Annotated in this window: 13 protein-coding genes and 1 pseudogene; 8 read left to right on the forward strand and 6 right to left on the reverse strand. The window is 73.8% G+C overall.

Annotated elements, in window-relative coordinates; all coding sequences use genetic code 11:
* Positions 1 to 21 precede the first annotated feature (21 nt).
* The 3 genes from ACQPXS_RS41430 to ACQPXS_RS41440 all read left to right on the forward strand — a co-directional run bounded on the left by ACQPXS_RS41430 (position 22) and on the right by ACQPXS_RS41440 (position 3242).
* Positions 22 to 1047, forward strand: coding sequence for a LacI family DNA-binding transcriptional regulator (locus tag ACQPXS_RS41430; protein WP_365324892.1), 1026 nt, complete (start codon positions 22 to 24; stop codon positions 1045 to 1047).
* Positions 1048 to 1155: 108 nt separating this feature from the next.
* Entirely contained in the window at positions 1156 to 2457 is a 1302-nt protein-coding gene (locus ACQPXS_RS41435) for an alpha/beta fold hydrolase (RefSeq protein ID WP_433454667.1), read from the forward strand.
* A gap of 41 nt (positions 2458 to 2498) precedes the next feature.
* On the forward strand, positions 2499 to 3242 hold the full coding sequence (locus tag ACQPXS_RS41440) for a PIG-L deacetylase family protein (RefSeq protein ID WP_433454668.1): 744 nt from the start codon (positions 2499 to 2501) through the stop codon (positions 3240 to 3242).
* A gap of 194 nt (positions 3243 to 3436) precedes the next feature.
* On the opposite strand, the gene ACQPXS_RS41445 is transcribed toward ACQPXS_RS41440, so the two are convergent.
* The gene (locus ACQPXS_RS41445; RefSeq protein WP_433454669.1) at positions 3437 to 5065 is read right to left on the reverse strand and encodes a cytochrome P450; all 1629 of its coding nucleotides are present in this window, start codon (positions 5063 to 5065) and stop codon (positions 3437 to 3439) included.
* Between the two features lie 156 nt (positions 5066 to 5221).
* On the opposite strand from ACQPXS_RS41445, the gene ACQPXS_RS41450 reads away from it, so the two are divergent.
* A complete protein-coding gene (locus ACQPXS_RS41450; protein ID WP_433454670.1) occupies positions 5222 to 5827 on the forward strand; it encodes a TetR/AcrR family transcriptional regulator in 606 nt (201 codons plus the stop codon).
* A 112-nt stretch (positions 5828 to 5939) separates the two neighbouring features.
* The gene (locus ACQPXS_RS41455; protein WP_433454671.1) at positions 5940 to 6665 is read left to right on the forward strand and encodes a DUF2470 domain-containing protein; all 726 of its coding nucleotides are present in this window, start codon (positions 5940 to 5942) and stop codon (positions 6663 to 6665) included.
* On the opposite strand, the gene ACQPXS_RS41460 is transcribed toward ACQPXS_RS41455, so the two are convergent.
* The 4 genes from ACQPXS_RS41460 to ACQPXS_RS41475 form a co-directional block, all read right to left on the reverse strand.
* Entirely contained in the window at positions 6633 to 7832 is a 1200-nt protein-coding gene (locus ACQPXS_RS41460; protein WP_433454672.1) for a lactonase family protein, read from the reverse strand. The genes ACQPXS_RS41455 and ACQPXS_RS41460 overlap by 33 nt on opposite strands.
* Positions 7833 to 7938: 106 nt before the next feature.
* A complete protein-coding gene (locus ACQPXS_RS41465; RefSeq protein WP_433454673.1) occupies positions 7939 to 8994 on the reverse strand; it encodes a hypothetical protein in 1056 nt (351 codons plus the stop codon).
* Positions 8995 to 9121: 127 nt separating this feature from the next.
* A complete protein-coding gene (locus tag ACQPXS_RS41470; protein ID WP_433454674.1) occupies positions 9122 to 10375 on the reverse strand; it encodes an FUSC family protein in 1254 nt (417 codons plus the stop codon).
* 729 nt (positions 10376 to 11104) lie between these two features.
* Positions 11105 to 11683: a CGNR zinc finger domain-containing protein gene (locus ACQPXS_RS41475; RefSeq protein ID WP_433454675.1), complete on the reverse strand. Its 579-nt coding sequence runs from the start codon at positions 11681 to 11683 to the stop codon at positions 11105 to 11107.
* A gap of 129 nt (positions 11684 to 11812) precedes the next feature.
* Here ACQPXS_RS41475 and ACQPXS_RS41480 point away from each other — a divergent pair, with 129 nt between their 5' ends.
* On the forward strand, positions 11813 to 12805 hold the full coding sequence (locus tag ACQPXS_RS41480) for a quinone oxidoreductase family protein (protein ID WP_433454676.1): 993 nt from the start codon (positions 11813 to 11815) through the stop codon (positions 12803 to 12805).
* Between the two features lie 9 nt (positions 12806 to 12814).
* On the opposite strand, the gene ACQPXS_RS41485 is transcribed toward ACQPXS_RS41480, so the two are convergent.
* Positions 12815 to 13309, reverse strand: coding sequence for an FBP domain-containing protein (locus ACQPXS_RS41485; RefSeq protein ID WP_433454677.1), 495 nt, complete (start codon positions 13307 to 13309; stop codon positions 12815 to 12817).
* Between the two features lie 102 nt (positions 13310 to 13411).
* Here ACQPXS_RS41485 and ACQPXS_RS41490 point away from each other — a divergent pair.
* Both ACQPXS_RS41490 and ACQPXS_RS41495 read left to right on the forward strand, forming a co-directional pair.
* Positions 13412 to 14271: pseudogene (locus ACQPXS_RS41490) on the forward strand (DUF3626 domain-containing protein).
* A gap of 459 nt (positions 14272 to 14730) precedes the next feature.
* On the forward strand, positions 14731 to 16020 hold the full coding sequence (locus tag ACQPXS_RS41495; RefSeq protein WP_433454678.1) for an ROK family protein: 1290 nt from the start codon (positions 14731 to 14733) through the stop codon (positions 16018 to 16020).
* Positions 16021 to 16103: the final 83 nt, after the last annotated feature.

Here is a 16103-nt window from a genome sequence, read left to right on the forward strand (position 1 = left end):
CTCCCTGGAGGTCTTCGCCCGATGGCCCAGTCGGTGGGTATCAAGGACGTCGCCCGTGTCGCCGGAGTGTCGGTGGGCACGGTGTCGAACGTCATCAACCGCCCGGACACCGTCGCGAGTGAGACCCGGGCGCGGGTGCTGTCCGCGATCGACCGGCTCGGCTACGTCCGCAGCGAGTCGGCGCGACAGTTGCGCGCGGGCCGCAGCCGGATCATGGGTCTGCTCGTGCTCGACATGGGCAACCCGTTCTTCGTGGACGTGGCGCGCGGCGCCGAGCGGGCGGCCCGCCAGGCGGGGCTCGGCGTGATGGTGTGCAACAGCGCCCAGAACGCCGCCGAGGAGGCCGACTACCTGTCGCTCTTCGCCGAGCAGCGGGTGCGGGGCGTGCTGCTGACCCCGGCCGACGCCACCGGCCGCAACATCGACGCCTTCCGCCGGCACGGCATCCCCTTCGTCCTGGTCGACCGGGTCGCCGAGGGCACCACCGAGTGCTCGGTGTCCGTGGACGACGTGGCCGGCGGCGCGCTCGCCGTCCGGCACCTGGTGGATGCGGGCCACCGCTCCATCGCCTACGTCAGCGGACCCCCCGGACTCAACCAGGTCCGCGACCGCCGTACCGGCGCCCTGAACGCCCTGGCCGAAGCCGGGCTCGGCCCCAAGGCGCTGCGCGAGCTGCCCACCGAACGCCTCGACGTGGCCGCCGGCCGCGACGCCGGCGCCCGCCTGCTGGGTCTCGCCGACCGCCCCACCGCCGTGTTCTGCGCCAACGACCTGCTCGCCCTCGGCGTCCTGCAGGCCCTGTACGCCGCCGGCGTCACCGTCCCCGACGACCTCGCCATCGTCGGCTACGACGACATCGAGTTCGCGGCGGCCGCCGCCGTACCGCTGACCTCCGTACGGCAGCCCGCCGTCACCATGGGCGCCCTCGCCGCCGAGCTGCTGCTGGAGGAGACCGAACAGGGCGAGGGCACGCGCACCCACGAGCACCGCCGGGTGGTGCTCCAGCCGGAGCTGGTGGTGCGCCGTTCCAGCCTCGTGGCACGCTGACCCGGGGCTGACCGGAAGTTCAGTAAGAATCCATGATCCCCGGGCTCCGCGCGGGCGGAGGCATGTGCTGAACTGGGACCGTCCCTACCGTCCGTCCCGGGAGCCCCGTTGAGCCTCAGCTACCGCCAGCCCGGCGTCATCCTCACCGACCGCCGCTTCACCGTGCCCCTCGACCACGCCGCCCCGGGCGGCGAGACGATCGAGCTGTACGCCCGTGAGGTGGTCGCGAGCGACAAGGCCGGGAAGGAGCTGCCGTGGCTGCTGTTTCTCCAGGGCGGTCCGGGCTTCGGGGCGAATCGTTTCGTCGGACGTCAGGCCTGGCTCGACCGGGCCCTGAAGGACTACCGCGTCCTGCTGCTCGACCAGCGCGGCACCGGCAGTTCCACCCCGGCCACCCGGCAGACGCTCCCGCTGCGCGGCGGCCCCGCCGAACAGGCCGACTACCTCACTCTTTTCCGCGCCGACGCCATCGTCCGGGACTGCGAGGTCATCCGCCCCCAGGTCACCGGCGGCGCCCCCTGGACCGTGCTCGGCCAGAGCTTCGGCGGCTTCTGCACGGTGTCCTACCTCTCCCTGGCCCCCGAGGGCCTGGACACCGCCGTCATCACCGGCGGCCTGCCCTCCCTGCACGCCCACGCCGACGACGTCTACCGCGCGGCCTACCCGCGCATCGAACGCAAGGTCACCGCGCACTACGCCCGCTACCCGCAGGACGTCGAGCGGGCCCGCCGTATCGCCGACCACCTCCTCACCCACGACGTGGTCCTGCCGAACGGCTACCGGTTCACCGTCGAGGCCTTCCAGTCCCTCGGCCTGATGCTCGGCACGAGCGACGGCAGCCACCGCTTGCACCACCTCCTGGAGGACGCCTTCGTGCGCACACCGGGCGGCCCGGAGCTCTCCGACGCCTTCCAGGAACAGGCCCAGGCCCTGCTGTCGTATGCCGGCCACCCCCTCTACGCGCTCGTCCACGAGTCGATCTACGGCCGCGACGCCCGCCCCACCGCCTGGTCCGCCGAACGGGTCCGCGCCGAGTTCCCGCAGTTCGACGCGGCCAAGGCGCTCGCCGACGACACCCCGGTGCTGTTCACCGGCGAGACGGTCCACCCCTGGATGTTCGAGGCCGACCCGGCCCTGCGCCCGCTGCGCGAGACGGCCGACCTCCTCGCCGCCCGCACCGACTGGCAGCCCCTGTACGACCCCGCCCGCCTCGCCGCCAACGAGGTCCCCGTCGTGGCGGCCGTCTACCACGACGACATGTACGTCGACACCGCACACTCCCTTCAGACCGCCCGCGCGATCCGCGGCCTGCGCACCTGGGTCACCGACGAGTTCGAGCACGACGGGCTGCGCACGGGGGCGCCGAGGGTCCTGGACCGGCTGCTGGCGATGGCAAGAGACGCGGTGTGAAGCGCGGTGGCACCTCCGGCCGAGCGCATAGCGTGCGGCCCATGACAGAGCCCGAGACGAGCCGGCTCCAGCCCATGCCCGAGGACTGGCAGCGCGCCCTGGCCGTGGTGGCGCACCCCGACGACCTGGAATACACGTGCTCCGCGACGGTCGCCGCCTGGACCGACGCCGGCCGCGAGGTCTCCTACGTCCTCGCGACCCGCGGCGAGGCGGGCATCGACACCCTCGACCCCGCCGCCTGCGGGCCGCTGCGCGAACGTGAGCAGCGGGCGAGCGCGGCCGTCGTCGGTGTCACCTCGGTCGAGTTCCTCGGCCACCGGGACGGGGTGATCGAGTACGGGCTCCCGCTGCGCCGCGACATCGCCGCCGCGATCCGCCGCCACCGCCCCGAACTGGTCATCACCCTCAACCACCGGGACACCTGGGGCGGTGCCGCCTGGAACACCCCCGACCACGTGGCCGTGGGCCGAGCCACCCTGGACGCGGCCGCCGACGCCGGGAACCGCTGGATCTTCCCGGAACTCACCCAACAGGGACTCGAACCCTGGAACGGCGTGCGCTGGGTCGCCGTCGCGGGCTCCAGCCGGCCCACCCACGCCGTCGACGCGGGTCCCGGGCTGGAGCGCGCGGTGCGCTCCCTGCTCGAACACCGCACCTACATCGAGGCAATGACCGACGAGGACCCGGAGACACACGTCCGCACCTTCCTGACCACCAACGCCAGGACCACCGGCGAACGCTTCGGCGGCAGACCCGCGGTGGCCTTCGAGGTGTTCGGCCGCTGAAGGCTGCCTGCCCTGGCGCCGGGGCGCCGATCTGCGCGGGGCAAGGCTGCGCGGCGCCTACCTCATCGCCGCGGGCCTCACCGGCGCCGCGCGCTGCGGACATGATCGGCGCCGATCTGCGCGACGCCGACCTGACCGACGCGGACCTCGACGTGGCTCCGGGCCGGTGACCTTGGCGGTGCACCAGGCTCGGGTCAGCGTGCCGACTGGTGTACCGGGCAACCGTCGGTCGGGCTGGCGACCGGAGCGTCCTCGCCGGGCGTGTTCGTCGCATGCGTGGCGTTCGGCTCCGCGGTGCTCCCCGGCGCGCTCACCTCGTGCGCCGGGCAGGCCTCCGGCCCTGCCTCCGCGGCTGATTCCGGTGCACGTACCGGCGTCGGCCGGCGCTCCAGGCCCAGCCGCAGCCCCTCGGGCATCATCGTCAGCCGTTCGGTCACGGACAGCTGGTAGGCCGGGTCGGGCAGCAGGTCGTAGCGGCGCAGCAGGAGGCCGAGGACCAGCGTCGCCTCGTGCAGGGCGAACTGGCGGCCGATACAGGCGCGGGCGCCGGTGCCGAAGGGCTTGAAGGTGTGCGGGGGACGGGACCGTACGGCCGCCGCCTCGAAGCGGTCCGGGTCGAAGCGCTCGGCGTCCTCGCCCCAGACCTCGGGGTCGCGGTGCAGCATCGGTGTCAGCACCAGTGCCCACGCGCCCCGGAGCATCGGGTGGTCGTCGGCGAGCACGGTGTCCCGCAGGGCCTCGCGGGCGAAGGCCGGGGCGGTCGGCCAGAGCCGCAGGGACTCGTCCAGCACCCGGCGGACGTAGCGCAGCTTGGCGACCTGGTCGTAGCCGGGCCGCTCGGTGCCGCCCCAGACGCGCTCCACCTCGGTGCGGGCCCGGGCGGCGATCTCGGGGTGCCGGGCGAGGTAGTACAGGGCGAAGGAGAGCGCGCCCGAGGTGGTCTCGTGGCCCGCGACCAGGAACGTGATCACCTGTTTGCGGACGTTCTCCGCCGACAGTTTCCCGCCGGTCTCCGGATGGGCCGTCTCCAGCATCCGGTCCAGCAGGTCACCGTCCCCGCGCCCCGACCGGCGCCGCTCGGCGACCAGGTCGTCGACCGTCCTGTTCAGGTACGCCATGTCGGCCGCGTTGCGCCGCGCGGCGGTGCGCAGCAGCAGCGGGGCCAGCGGCCCGGGCACGCTGTTCAGGCGCTGGGCGTAGGTGAGCGTGCCGACCATCGCGGTGACGAAGGGGTGCGGCCGGTCCCGCTCGAAGGAGCCGAAGTCGTGCCCGAAGCCGGTCCGCGCGATCGTCTCCAGGGTCAGCTTGGTCATGTCCCCGGGCACGTCCACGGTACGTCCGGCCGCCGCCTCACGGTCCCAGTGGGCGGTGAGGCGGCCGGCGACCGCGAGCATCATCCCGTGGTACGCCTCCATCGCCTCCCGGCTGAAGCCGGGCGCCAGGACGTCGTGCGCCAGCTGCCAGTTGGGCTCGTGGTTGTAGGCGGTGAACAGGCCGTCCCCGGCGAGCGGCCGCAGATTGGCCACGCCCAGACCGACGTGCTTGGCGAACCGGGACTCGTCGGCCAGGTCCGCGGCCGGCCGCGCACCCCACACGAACACGAACTCCTTGCCGAAGGCCCGCCGCCGGAAGATCGGCCCCAGCTCGCGCGCGAAGCGCATGGAGTCCTGCACCGGCGTGCGCCGGTCGACCCCGAGCACATCGCCGAGCAGCGGCACCCGGCGCGGCGGATGCGGGATGCGGTGCAGCTCGGGCCAGCCCGGTTCGGCGCTCCGGAAACCCCTCGGCAGCCCCGTCTCCGTCGTCCCCGTCGTCTCCGCCATGACGCCGATCTCCCTTGATCCAGCGGACCGTTGAATCCGTGACGCGATCTGTGACGCGACCCGCGACATGCATCTGCTCGCGCGTGTTGTACGTGGGTTCAATAACCGGTTTCAGTCTGGTCCGCTTGTTGAACCCGCGTCAAGTAGAGTGACGCCATGGCCGCGAACCAGGGGGAGCGCGCCCGGCGCAGACTCAGCACCGGGGAACGCCGTGAGCAGCTGCTGTCGGTCGGCGCGAGGCTGTTCTCGGAGAGCCCCTACGACGACGTGTGGATCGAGCAGGTGGCCGAGATCGCGGGGGTCTCCCGCGGGCTGCTCTACCACTACTTCCCGACCAAGCGGGACTTCTTCGCGGCGGTCGTCGAGCGCGAGAGCGAGCGGATGCTGCGCATGACGGCGGCCGTGCCCGGTGTGCCGGTGCGCGAGCAGCTCACCGCCGGGCTCGACACCTACCTCGGTTACGTCCAGGCCCACGCCCACGGCTTCCGCGCCTTCCACCGCGCCGACGCGGCCGGCGACCAGGCCGTACGCCGGGTCTACCGGCGGGCCCTGGCCGCCCAGGAGCAGCAGATCCTCGCCGCGCTCGCCGTCGACCCCGAGTTCGGGCCCGTCTTCGAGAGCGCCCCGCACGTCCGCCTGGCCGTGCGGGGCTGGCTCGCCTTCACCACCGCCGTGTGCCTGGAGTGGCTGCGCGACGGCGAGCTGACGCGCGGGCAGGTGCGCGACCTGTGTGCGCGGGCGCTGTTGGGTGTCATCGCCTGACCGCCGCCTGCCGCTGCCCGCCCCCCGCTTGATTCTTTCCGCCGGTGCGGTGTGGTTGGCGTGCACTCCGATCTTCGATAGGTTAGGCAAGGCTTACCTAAGGAGGTCTCGGATGGGTGACACGCAGGACTGGACGGCCGCACCCGGCGCGGCGGAACGGGCGCGGTCGGTGCCGGCCGCCGCCTGGTCGTGCGCGGTGACCGCGGACGGCGCCCGCGAGGAGTACGTCGGCGCGCACACCATGACCGACGACGGCGCCGTACGCCTGGCGGTGCCCGACGACAGCGCCCTGTCGGCCGCGGCCATCTGCGCCCCACGCCAGGAACCCTCCGCGGTGCTGGAGTTCGCCGACGTGGCCCCCGTACCGATGCGCGACCGGATCCGGGCCCGGCTCTACCTCGCCGGCTGGTTCACCCCGGACCGCGGAGCCCTGCTGTTCCGGCCCACCCGGGTGGTGCTGCGCAGGTCCTCCGGGGCCGTGGTGGTCGACCTCGGCGAGTACGCCGCCGCCCGGCCCGACCCGCTTGCCGAGGCCGAGGCCCGGCTCCTGACCCACCTCGCCGACGCGCACCCGGACGCCGTCGAGCGGCTGACCCGCCTGGTACGGCCGGAGAGCCTGCACGCCGCGACCCGTGTGCTGCCCCTCGCCGTCGACCGGCACGGACTGACCCTGCGTATCGAACGCACCCGCGCCCACGGCGACGTACGCCTGCCCTTCCACACGCCCGCCGACGACGTCGCCCAGCTCACCGAGCGCATGCACGCCCTGCTGGCCCAGGCCGCTTCCGCCGGCTGCCCGCGCGCGCTACAGCGGCAGCGCGCAGACGGCGACGGGTGACGCGAACGGCTCGCCGGCCGACCGGAGTGCACCGTTGCCCGCGTCGACGTGGAAGACGGTGACCGTCCCCGAGCGCTGGTTCGCCGCGAACAGCAGCCCGCCGTCCGGCGAGAGAGCGATCTGCCGCGGGAAGTCCCCGCCCACCGGCACCGTGCCCAGCAGCCGCAGCCGGGCGCCGTCGGCCTCGATCGCGTACCGCGCGAGGCTGTTGTGGCCCCGGTTGGCCAGGAACGCGTACCCGCCGTGCGCCGTCACGACGAACTGCGCCGGGTAGTTGGTGCCGCCGTCCGAACCCGTGGACTGCGGCTCCCCGATCGTCAGCCGGCCGGAGGCCGGGTCATAGCCGCAGACGGTGACCGTGTCGTCCACCTCGTTGGCCAGATAGGCGTACCGGCCGCCCGGATGGAAGGTCAGATGACGCGGTCCCGCCCCCGGCCGGGTGTGCGCCCGCGCCACCTCCGTCAGCGTGCCCTTCACCTGGTCCAGGCGGTAGCTGTAGACGGTGTCGGTGCCGAGGTCGACCGCGAGGACATGGCCGCCGTCCGGGCTGGTGAGGGACTGGTGGGCGTGCGGCCCCTGTTGACCGGGACCGGGAGGCGGGGAGGTGTGCGTGACGACGTCGGTGCGCTCGCCGGGGGCGCCCGAGGCGTCGAGGGGATGCACGGCGACACTGCCCGAACCGTAGTTGGCGCTCAGCAGCCAGCGACCGGAGGGATGCACCGACAGGTGACACGGGCCCGCGCCGCCCGTGCCACGGGTGCCGAGGACCCGCCGGTCGGCGAGGCGTACGGCCGTCACGGCGCCGTACTGGCGCTCGTCCACCGCGTACAGCGTGCGGCCGTCCGGGTGCACGGCGAGGTACGACGGGTCGGGGACGCCGGTGAGCGCGCCGGAGCCGGTGATCCGGCCGGTCGCCGGGTCGTAGGAGGCCAGTCCGATGCCGGTGCCGCCGCCGTCGACCGAGGTGTAGGTGCCCACGTACAGCGGTCGCGGACCGGAGGGCCCGCGGGGTGGTGCGGCGGACCTGGGCTGGTCCGCCGCGGCCGTGGTACGGGCCGGCGGAGCCGCCGGTGACGGTACCGCCACCACGGCCGCAGTACCCGCCACGGCTCCGACGAACCGGCGCCGGCTCCAGCGTCCGTTCACCGGCCCGTCGTCCGTGTCCATGCAGCACCTCAGGTCGTCGCTCGCCCCGCTCGTGACAGCCACCTTGTCCTCTGCCGGCCGCAAGGGGCAAGTACGGCAATGGGTGTTGCACTCAATGCAACGCCGCCTACCACTCGCCGTCCTCGACCGGCTTGCCCGGCGCGTCCTTCAGCGGGGTCACCTGGCCGGCGGACGGCGCCTGCCACGGGTCCAGGTCGTCCCCGAGCCACTCGCCGACCGGCTTGACCGCGCCCAGGGTGTCCGTCGGGGCAAGGTCGTCGGCATCGGCGTCGTAGTAGTCGTACCAGGGCAGCCCCGCCCGGGTGTACGCCGCGCGGTCCACCGGCGACGGCGGGGGCGCCTCGCCGGTGATGCGCCGCCACTCCGGCGGCGTGACCAGATGCACGAACACCCGCCCGGCGGGCTCCTCGGACCAGTCCGTCAGCGGACGGTCGTCCCGGTACACCTCCTGGCGCATCGAGCCGCCGACGCCGAGACCCATGGCGGCGCCCCGCGGCGCCCCACCCGGGGCCGCGGGAGGCGGCATCGCACCGGGCGCGGACGCCATCATCGGCATCGCCGCGCCGTACCCGCCCGTCGGCCCGGCCGCCAGGGCCCTGCGCCGCGCCTCCTCCCGCTCCCGCTCACGGCGCCGCCACTCGGTCAGGAGCGGCTCCCGCAGCGGGAACGACTGCAGCTGGACCCCGCCCCACACCTCCTCGCCGGTGACCTGCCCCTCCACCGTCGCACCCAGACCCAGCGGCACGGCGACGAACTGGCGGACCGTCCCCTTGCCGGAGTTGATGCCGTCCAGCCAGGGCTGGCGGGGGAGCGCCAGGTAGTTCTGCGGATCCCGGGCGAGCCGGTCGCTCCAGGGCCGGCCGGACACCGCGCACACCTTGCCGACCCCGACCTGGAGCGCCGCCGGCTCCGTGGTGCCGGAAAAGCTCAGCCACATCGCCTCGCGCAGATACACCGGCAGCATCACGCCACCGCGCGCCCGCCAGTCGGCCGGCACCGTGTCCGGATAGTCCGAGACCCGCCGGATCGGGAACTCGCCCAGACCGGGCGGCAGCGGATGCGTGCCCGTCTCCGGCAGCCGCAGCGTGCGGATGAACCGCACCGCCACCCCGCCCGGCAGCCGCAGTGTGTTCCCGTCGATCCGCACCACGGAACCGGCCATCCGCTCGCCCCCTCGCATCGGTGTCGGCCGCCCGGCACCCCTCGCATCCGTGCCGGTCGCCCGGCACCCTTCACACTCCGTGCCGGCCGCCCCGGCCCCTGCGCGCCGAGCTCGCCCGGCGCCCTCCTCACCAAAAACGCTCACCGAACCCCGCACGGTTCCGCCACAGCTCCTCCTGCACCCCGAGCCGTTCGCGCACCCGGGTCATCCGGGGCAGCTTCGCCCGCTGCCGCTGGGAGACCCGGTCCAGCTCCTCGAACAGGCGCCGGGTGCGGTGCTCGGTGTTCAGCTCGTCGATGATCCGGGTCGTCTCGGTCAGCACGGCCCCGAACAGCTGCCAGTTCGCCCAGTCCTTGCCGATCTCCTCCTGGAGCAGCTCGGCCAGCCGGTCCCGGGTGCCGGCCGCCGTGTGCAGCTCGGCGGACAGTCGGGCCTCCGCCGACTCGGCGTTCTCGCTCAGATGCGTGGTGACCAGGACCGAGAAACTGACCACCGCGTCGGCGATCTCCGACAGCAGCTGTTCCACGGTCGCCCCGACCCGGGGCGGGAACAGCTCCTCGGCCCCGCGGGCCTTCGCCAGGTCCGTGAAGGTACGGGCCAGCACCCGCAGCACCACCGTGCAGATCTCCAGCGTGTCCAGACCGGTGCGCAGCACCACCCGGTGCAGCAGCCCCTCCCTGACCCGCGGGTTGAGCCGCAGGCTGTCCTCGGCCTGCCGCAGGGACGCGTCCACGCGGCTGATGTGCTGGTCCAGCCGCCGCGCCTCGTGCAGCCGCTCGGCCGCACGCTCCCAGGGGATCCGGCCGGCGGCCTCCTCACCCATCCGCAGCATCAACTGCCGCACCCGGCGTGCCTGGTCCTCGATCGAACGGCCCGCCTCGTCCACCCACACCGGGGGCGGGAGCAGCAGGTTGCAGGCCGTGCCGACGACCGCGCCGATCAGCGTCTCCACGATGCGCGCCCAGGCGGTGAACCCGACGGTGGTCACCCCGAGGACCAGCATGGCGCTGATCGCCACCTCGGCCACGTACTCGTCGACCCGCACCAGGTGCCCGACGGCCAGTGAGGCCACGATCAGCAGGGCGAGGCTCCACCAGGTCAGTCCCACCAGCACACTGAAGGCGATCGCGACCAGCACCCCGGCGACCACCGAGTTCACCCGGCGGATGCCGTTGGTGAGGGTGGCGTAGAAGGTCACCTGGACGACCAGCAGCGCGGTCAGCGGCGCGGTCAGCGGGGCCGGCTCGGGGCTGAGGCGGAGGGCGATGACGTAGGCGATCGTCGCAGCCGTCGCCGACCGCAGCGTCTGGACGACCACCGGCTGCCGGCGCCGCTCCAGCAGACGCCGCAGTCCCGTGGGCCCCTTCCGTACGTCGTGCATCCCTTGGCCTGTTCCCGTTCCTGGGGCGGGTCGAACGTCCCGCCCTCGCGGACGGAAACTGTCCGCAAGGGTTCATGCGGTGATCCTCCGAGGGCGGTGGTCGCCGTGGTGCGGGAGGAAGACTGGGCCTCGCGCTCCGTGCCGGACGGCCGGGCGAGGACCCGTTCCGGCCGGCCGACGCCCTGCACGGCGATCCGGTGGCCGAACCGGACAAGGTCCTGGACGCCGTGGCCGACGCCTACGCGGGGGCCGCCCGCCGACGCCGGTTCCGTACCGACGCCGCTGGGCCCGCTGCCCCTGCCGCCGGCCGCCGGTGCGGGCGCGCCGGACGCCGCCATGCACGCCTGGGACATCGCCGTCGCCACCGTTCAGATCCGGCCACTCGCACCGGCGCCGGCGGCGGACCTGCGGCCGGTCACCGACCAGCTGGCGCCACGGCTGCGCGAGTACGCGTGTTCGCTCCCGCCCTCGCCTGCGACGGCCCCCAGGACGAGGCGGCGTCCCTCCTCGCCTTCCTCGGCCGCGACCCGGAGTGGGCACTGCCGACGGCCTGACCGCGGGGCTCGGTGGAGCTTATGGGGCCCGCACCTACGAGATCTGCGCGCTCTCCGCTCACCCGCGCGCGACCGGCGGAGCGGGCTCGGCCGACCCGCAGCGTCGGCACCGCCTGTCCGCGCCGGGCCGTACGACATTCGCGCTCGTCCGCGGCCACGACGTGCTCATCCACCTTCACCCGGTGGCGGCCGCCCGGTTGCGCGACCGGTAGCCGGCGACCTTGGCGAGATTGCCGCAGCGCTCCATGGAGCACCAGCGGCGCCGCCGGGCCTGGGAGTCGTCGAGGAACAGCAGGGAGCAGTCCGGGTTGCCGCACTCCTTGACGCGCTCCAGCAGCGGACCGCCGACCAGCAGCACCGCGTCCCGGGCCACGGTCGACAGGGCGGCACGGGCCGGATGGCGGGCCGTCCAGTGCCGGGGGCCGAGCTGGGGCGCGAGGTCGGGACGGGCGGCGACCTCGTTGACCAGCGCCACGTCGCCCTCGTCCGGATCCCGCCCGGCCATCGCCGCCCGCAGCACGCGGTACACCGCCTCGCGCAGGGCGCGGGCCTCGGTCAGATCGCGTACGGCGACCGGGACCGGGCCGTCCTCGACCGCCAGGCCCGCCTCGCCGATCCAGCGGGCCAGGGCGGCGGGGTCGGGGAGGCGCTCCACGGGGGTGGCGTGCCGCTTGCCGAGCGTGGCGACGAAGTCCAGGCAGGGACGGCCACCGAGGAAGGGGAAGGCGAGCGCGGGGTCCGTCGGCGTGGTCATGGGGACAGCCTACCGCGTGACACCGCTTCATGCAGTGTCTTGACACCGGTTGAACCAGTGTCGCAGAGTGACACCACTTCAACCGGTGTCAGTAGGGGGCACCGGGGCTGCGAACAGGGTGGGTGTGTCATGCGTGCGGTGCGGATCGAGGAGTTCGGCGGGCCCGAGGTACTGGTGCCGGTGGAGGTGCCGGATCCGGTGCCCGGCCCCGGGCAGGTCCTGGTGCGGATCGCGGCGGCGGGCGTGAACAGGGCGGACGCGCTGCTGCGTGCCGGCGTCTACCACCGGGCGGGAAGGCCCCCGCTGATCCCCGGCGCGGAGGCGGCCGGCACCGTCGCGGCGGTGGGAGAGGGGGCCAGCGGACTGCGGGTCGGGCAGCGGGTCATGGCGCTCGGCGGCGGCGAGTCGCCCGGCTTCTACGCCGAGTTCGCCGCGCTGGACGCCCGGCACGTGATCGGGCTGCCCGACGGGGTCGGCCTGACCGAGGCGGCGACCCTGCCCGTCGCCTGGCTCTCGGCCTGGTACTGCCTGCGCAGCCTGGCCCGGGTCGCCGAGGGGGAGACGGTCGTCGTCAAGGCCGCGGCCAGCGGAGTCGGCACCGCCGCCGTCCAGATCGCCGCCCGGGCCGGCGCCCGGGTCATCGCCCTCGCCGGGTCGGCGGAGAAGGCCGCCTGGGCCGGGGAGTTCGGGGCCTCCGACCTCGTCGACACCTCGCGCCACACCGACGAGGGGGAGGTCGAGGAGGTGCTGCGGCTGACCGGCGGGCGCGGCGCCGACATCGTCCTCGACACCGTGGGCGGCCGAGCCCTCGGACGGAGCCTGCGCGAGACCGCGCACGACGGCAGGGTGGTCTCCCTCGCGAACGTGGCCCTGGAGCCGAGCACCCTCGACACCCGCGACTTCTATCCGAAGAACATCGCGATCCTCGGCTTCCAGCTCACCAACTTGCAGATCCACGGCTACGACCCCCGGCCCGACCTGCGCGAACTCGCCGAGCGCGTGGCCGCGGGCGACTACCGGGTGCCGGTGGAGACGGTCTTGCCGCTCGAGCAGGCGCGGGCCGCGCACGAGCGGCTGGAGAGCCGGGGCAACCGGGGCAAGATCGTGCTGAGCGTGGGGTGAACCGGTCCGTCAGGCGTACAGCTTGTCGAGGAAGGCGAACAGATTGCCCGTCGTGCGGGCGATCTGTTCCTCCATCGTCAGGCTCTCCTCGAACCGGGCGCCGGACTCCGGCACCTTCTTGCCCCGCACATACAGCGAGCACGCCAGGTCGGTGCACATGTACAGGCCGACCGAGTTGCCCTCGCGGCCCGCCGCCCCCGCCTTGCGCGCGGCCATCAGCGTCACCCCGCCGCCGGGATGGGTGGTCAGGCACACCGAGCACATGCTGCGGTGCAGAAACCCGCGCCGCGAGGCCTGGAAGCGCAGGGCGACGCCGACGAGCCGGTCGTCCCGCTCGGTGACCAGATAGCTGCGGTCGGGCGCTCCCGGATCCCCCCAGCCGAGGAAGTCCAGGTCTTCCCACGGACGTTCGCCGAGATCCCGTGGCACGGTCAGCCGCCTGGCCTCCCCCTTGGAGCAGTTGACAAAGGAGTTGCGGATCTCCTGCTCGGTGAGCGATCTCATGGGGAGAGTCCTTCCGGATTCGTCGCCGTGTACCTGGTGGGGCAGGAACCTAATAGGTCTAGGTCCACGCCTAGCCTAGGTAGCCAGGAGGAGGGTGGGCCAATGGATTTCCGGCTCAACTTCCATCCTGGCCGTGTCTCCGCCGGAATGCCGATCCTCGAGGCACTGGCCCGGGACGGCGCGTACCACGCGCAGTTCGTCACCGGCACCAGCAACGGCGGCGTCACCGCGCACCCGGGAGGCGACCGGACACGCTGGGAGAGCCGGATCTTCGGCGGCGCGTACGACGACGCGGCGCCGGTCGAGCGTCCGCTGTATGGTGCCCTGAACTTCCGCCACCAGATCGTCGGCGCCGCCCGCGCTTCGGCTCTTCGCACCTCAGGCTCCGCGGAGCGGAGCTGCGCCGGGCCACCTTCTGCTACCCGGACAGCGCGGCCGAGCCCACCGACTTCGGCGTGGCCACGGCGATGCCGCTGATCGCGCTCGCGGACGCGGGCGAGCGGGATCCCCTCAACGACTACATCGAGAGCCACGTGCACGCCGGGGTGCGGCTCGCCCGCGACGTGGAGGCGATCGTGCTCGACGCGAGCTACTGCGGCACCCCGGTCGAGACGGCGGCCCGGCGCCTGCCCTTCCCCCTGGAGCGGCACCCCGGCTACCGGCTCACCGTCACCGCACTGCGCCGCCACGCCGACTACCGGGGTCCGGAGTACGCCGACCTCGGCACCCTGCTCGCCGAGCGCGGCCTGCTGACCCCGCGCATCCTCGGGGACGCGGCCCGCACCGGCCGCTACGACCTGCAGGACCTGAAGATGGTCTGGCACACCCTGGCCCGCTTCGGCGCCCCCGTGGGCGCCGGCACGGCGTACCGGCCTGCGGCCACGCCCTGCGGCACCGACCGGGACACGGCGACCTCTTCCGGCTCGGGGTCATCGGCTGAGGCCTCTTCCGGTGTGGCGTAGAAGGCCTCACGGCACGACGTGGTGGCGACCGACTCCGGCCGCGGCACCAGTCGTGATCGTCGCCGCCAGCCCCGCACCCGCCCCGTTCCAGGGTCTGGCGCCGACCGCGTCGCAGCCCGTGCCGCAGGCGCCGAACTCCCGCCCGCGCTCTTGTACTTCGCCTGCGGCGCCCCCCGGCGGTCCAGCACCGCATCGCCGCAATGGCCGACGAGGTCTGGGAACCGCTGGACTCCGGTGCGAGGGTGAGGGGTGGGCGGACACGCTGGTGGCTGAAGGGCGTTACGTGGAGGACGTGTGTGCGGCGGGCTGAACCCGGGCGCGGGGCGGGACCGCGTTCCGACGGGACGAACTGCGCGAGCCACTTAGCTCAGATAATGAACTAAGGGTTGGGAGAATCTCGCGTTCCGCCCGGTCGAAGGGGTATGTTGCAGGTCGGGCAGGGTTCGTGAAGGGAGCGGCATGGCGGGGCGTAACGGGCGCACGGTGCGCGACCTCAGGCGGGGCAACCGTACGGCGGTGCTGCAGAAGCTGTACTTCGACGGCCCCCTCAGCCGCTTCGAACTGGGCCCGGCCACCGGCCTGAGCTCCGGCTCGGTCAGCAACGTGGTCGCCGACCTGATCGCGGACGGTCTGGTCGAGGAGGCCGGCAGCGTCGACTCCGACGGCGGCCGGCCCCGCACCCTCTTGCGCGTCGCCCCGGACAGCGGACAGATGATCGGCGTCGACGTCGGCGAAACCCGCGTCCGCGTCGAGCTGTTCGACCTGGCTCTCACCGAACTGGCCCGCACCGAACGCCGGCTGGCCCCGCAGGGCTACGACGCCGAGGTGATCGCCGGCCACATCCGCGACGGCATCGCCGAGGTCCTGGGCGCCGAACAGGCCGTGCGCGAGCGCCTGCTCGGCGTCGGAGTCGGCGTCCCCGGCATCGTCGAGCACACCCCGGAGCAGGGCGCCGTCGTCCACGGGCAGACCATCGGCTGGGACGCGGTCCCGCTGGAGCGGCTGCTCCGCTCGGCCTCCCGGCTCCCGGACGAGATCCCGTACTTCATAGACAACGGCGCCAAGACGCTGGGCCAGGCCGAGATGTGGTTCGGCGCGGGACGCGGCGCCCGCAACGCCGTGGTCGTGCTCTTCGGCTCCGGCGTCGGCGCCTGCGTGGTCACACCCGAGGTGGAGCACGGGCGGGCGGTGGAGTGGGGGCACCTGACCGTGCGGGTGCGCGGACGCCGCTGCCGCTGTGGTGCGCCCGGCTGCCTGGAGGCGTACGCGGGCGCCGAGTCGCTGCTGGCCCGCTGGCGGGAGGAGGGCGGACGGCCGCCCGAGGGCACCGACGAGGAGACCGCGCTCACCGCCATGCTCGCCGCCGCGTATCCGGCCGACGGCGCCGAGCCCGACGCGGTCGCGCTGGCCGTCCTGGAGGAGACCGCCGAGTACCTCGGGGCCGGCCTGTCCGACCTGATCAACCTCTTCCAGCCCGAGCGGATCCTCATCGGCGGCTGGGCCGGACTCCAGCTGGGCGCCCGGTTCCTGCCGGCCGTACGGCGGCATGCGACGACGTACGCGCTGCGCCATCCGGCCGACAAGGCCACCATCGACCTCGGCCGGCTGGGCCCGGACGCGGTCACCGTCGGCGCGGCGATCCTGCCGCTGGCCGACTTCTTCACCAGCGGCGGCCGCCGCCCGGAACCGGTCACCGAGGACCGCCTGCCGGCGTGGCGTACCGCGCTGCGGCAGCGGGCCCCGCGCTGAACCACCCCTTCCGGGAACTCCGCTGAACCACCCCTTCCGGGAACTCGGGGAGCGGCCGGCCACAACGGCGCCGCAGACGACTG

The organism is Streptomyces sp. CA-142005, assembly GCF_050942335.1.
In the GTDB taxonomy this organism is placed as follows: domain Bacteria; phylum Actinomycetota; class Actinomycetes; order Streptomycetales; family Streptomycetaceae; genus Streptomyces.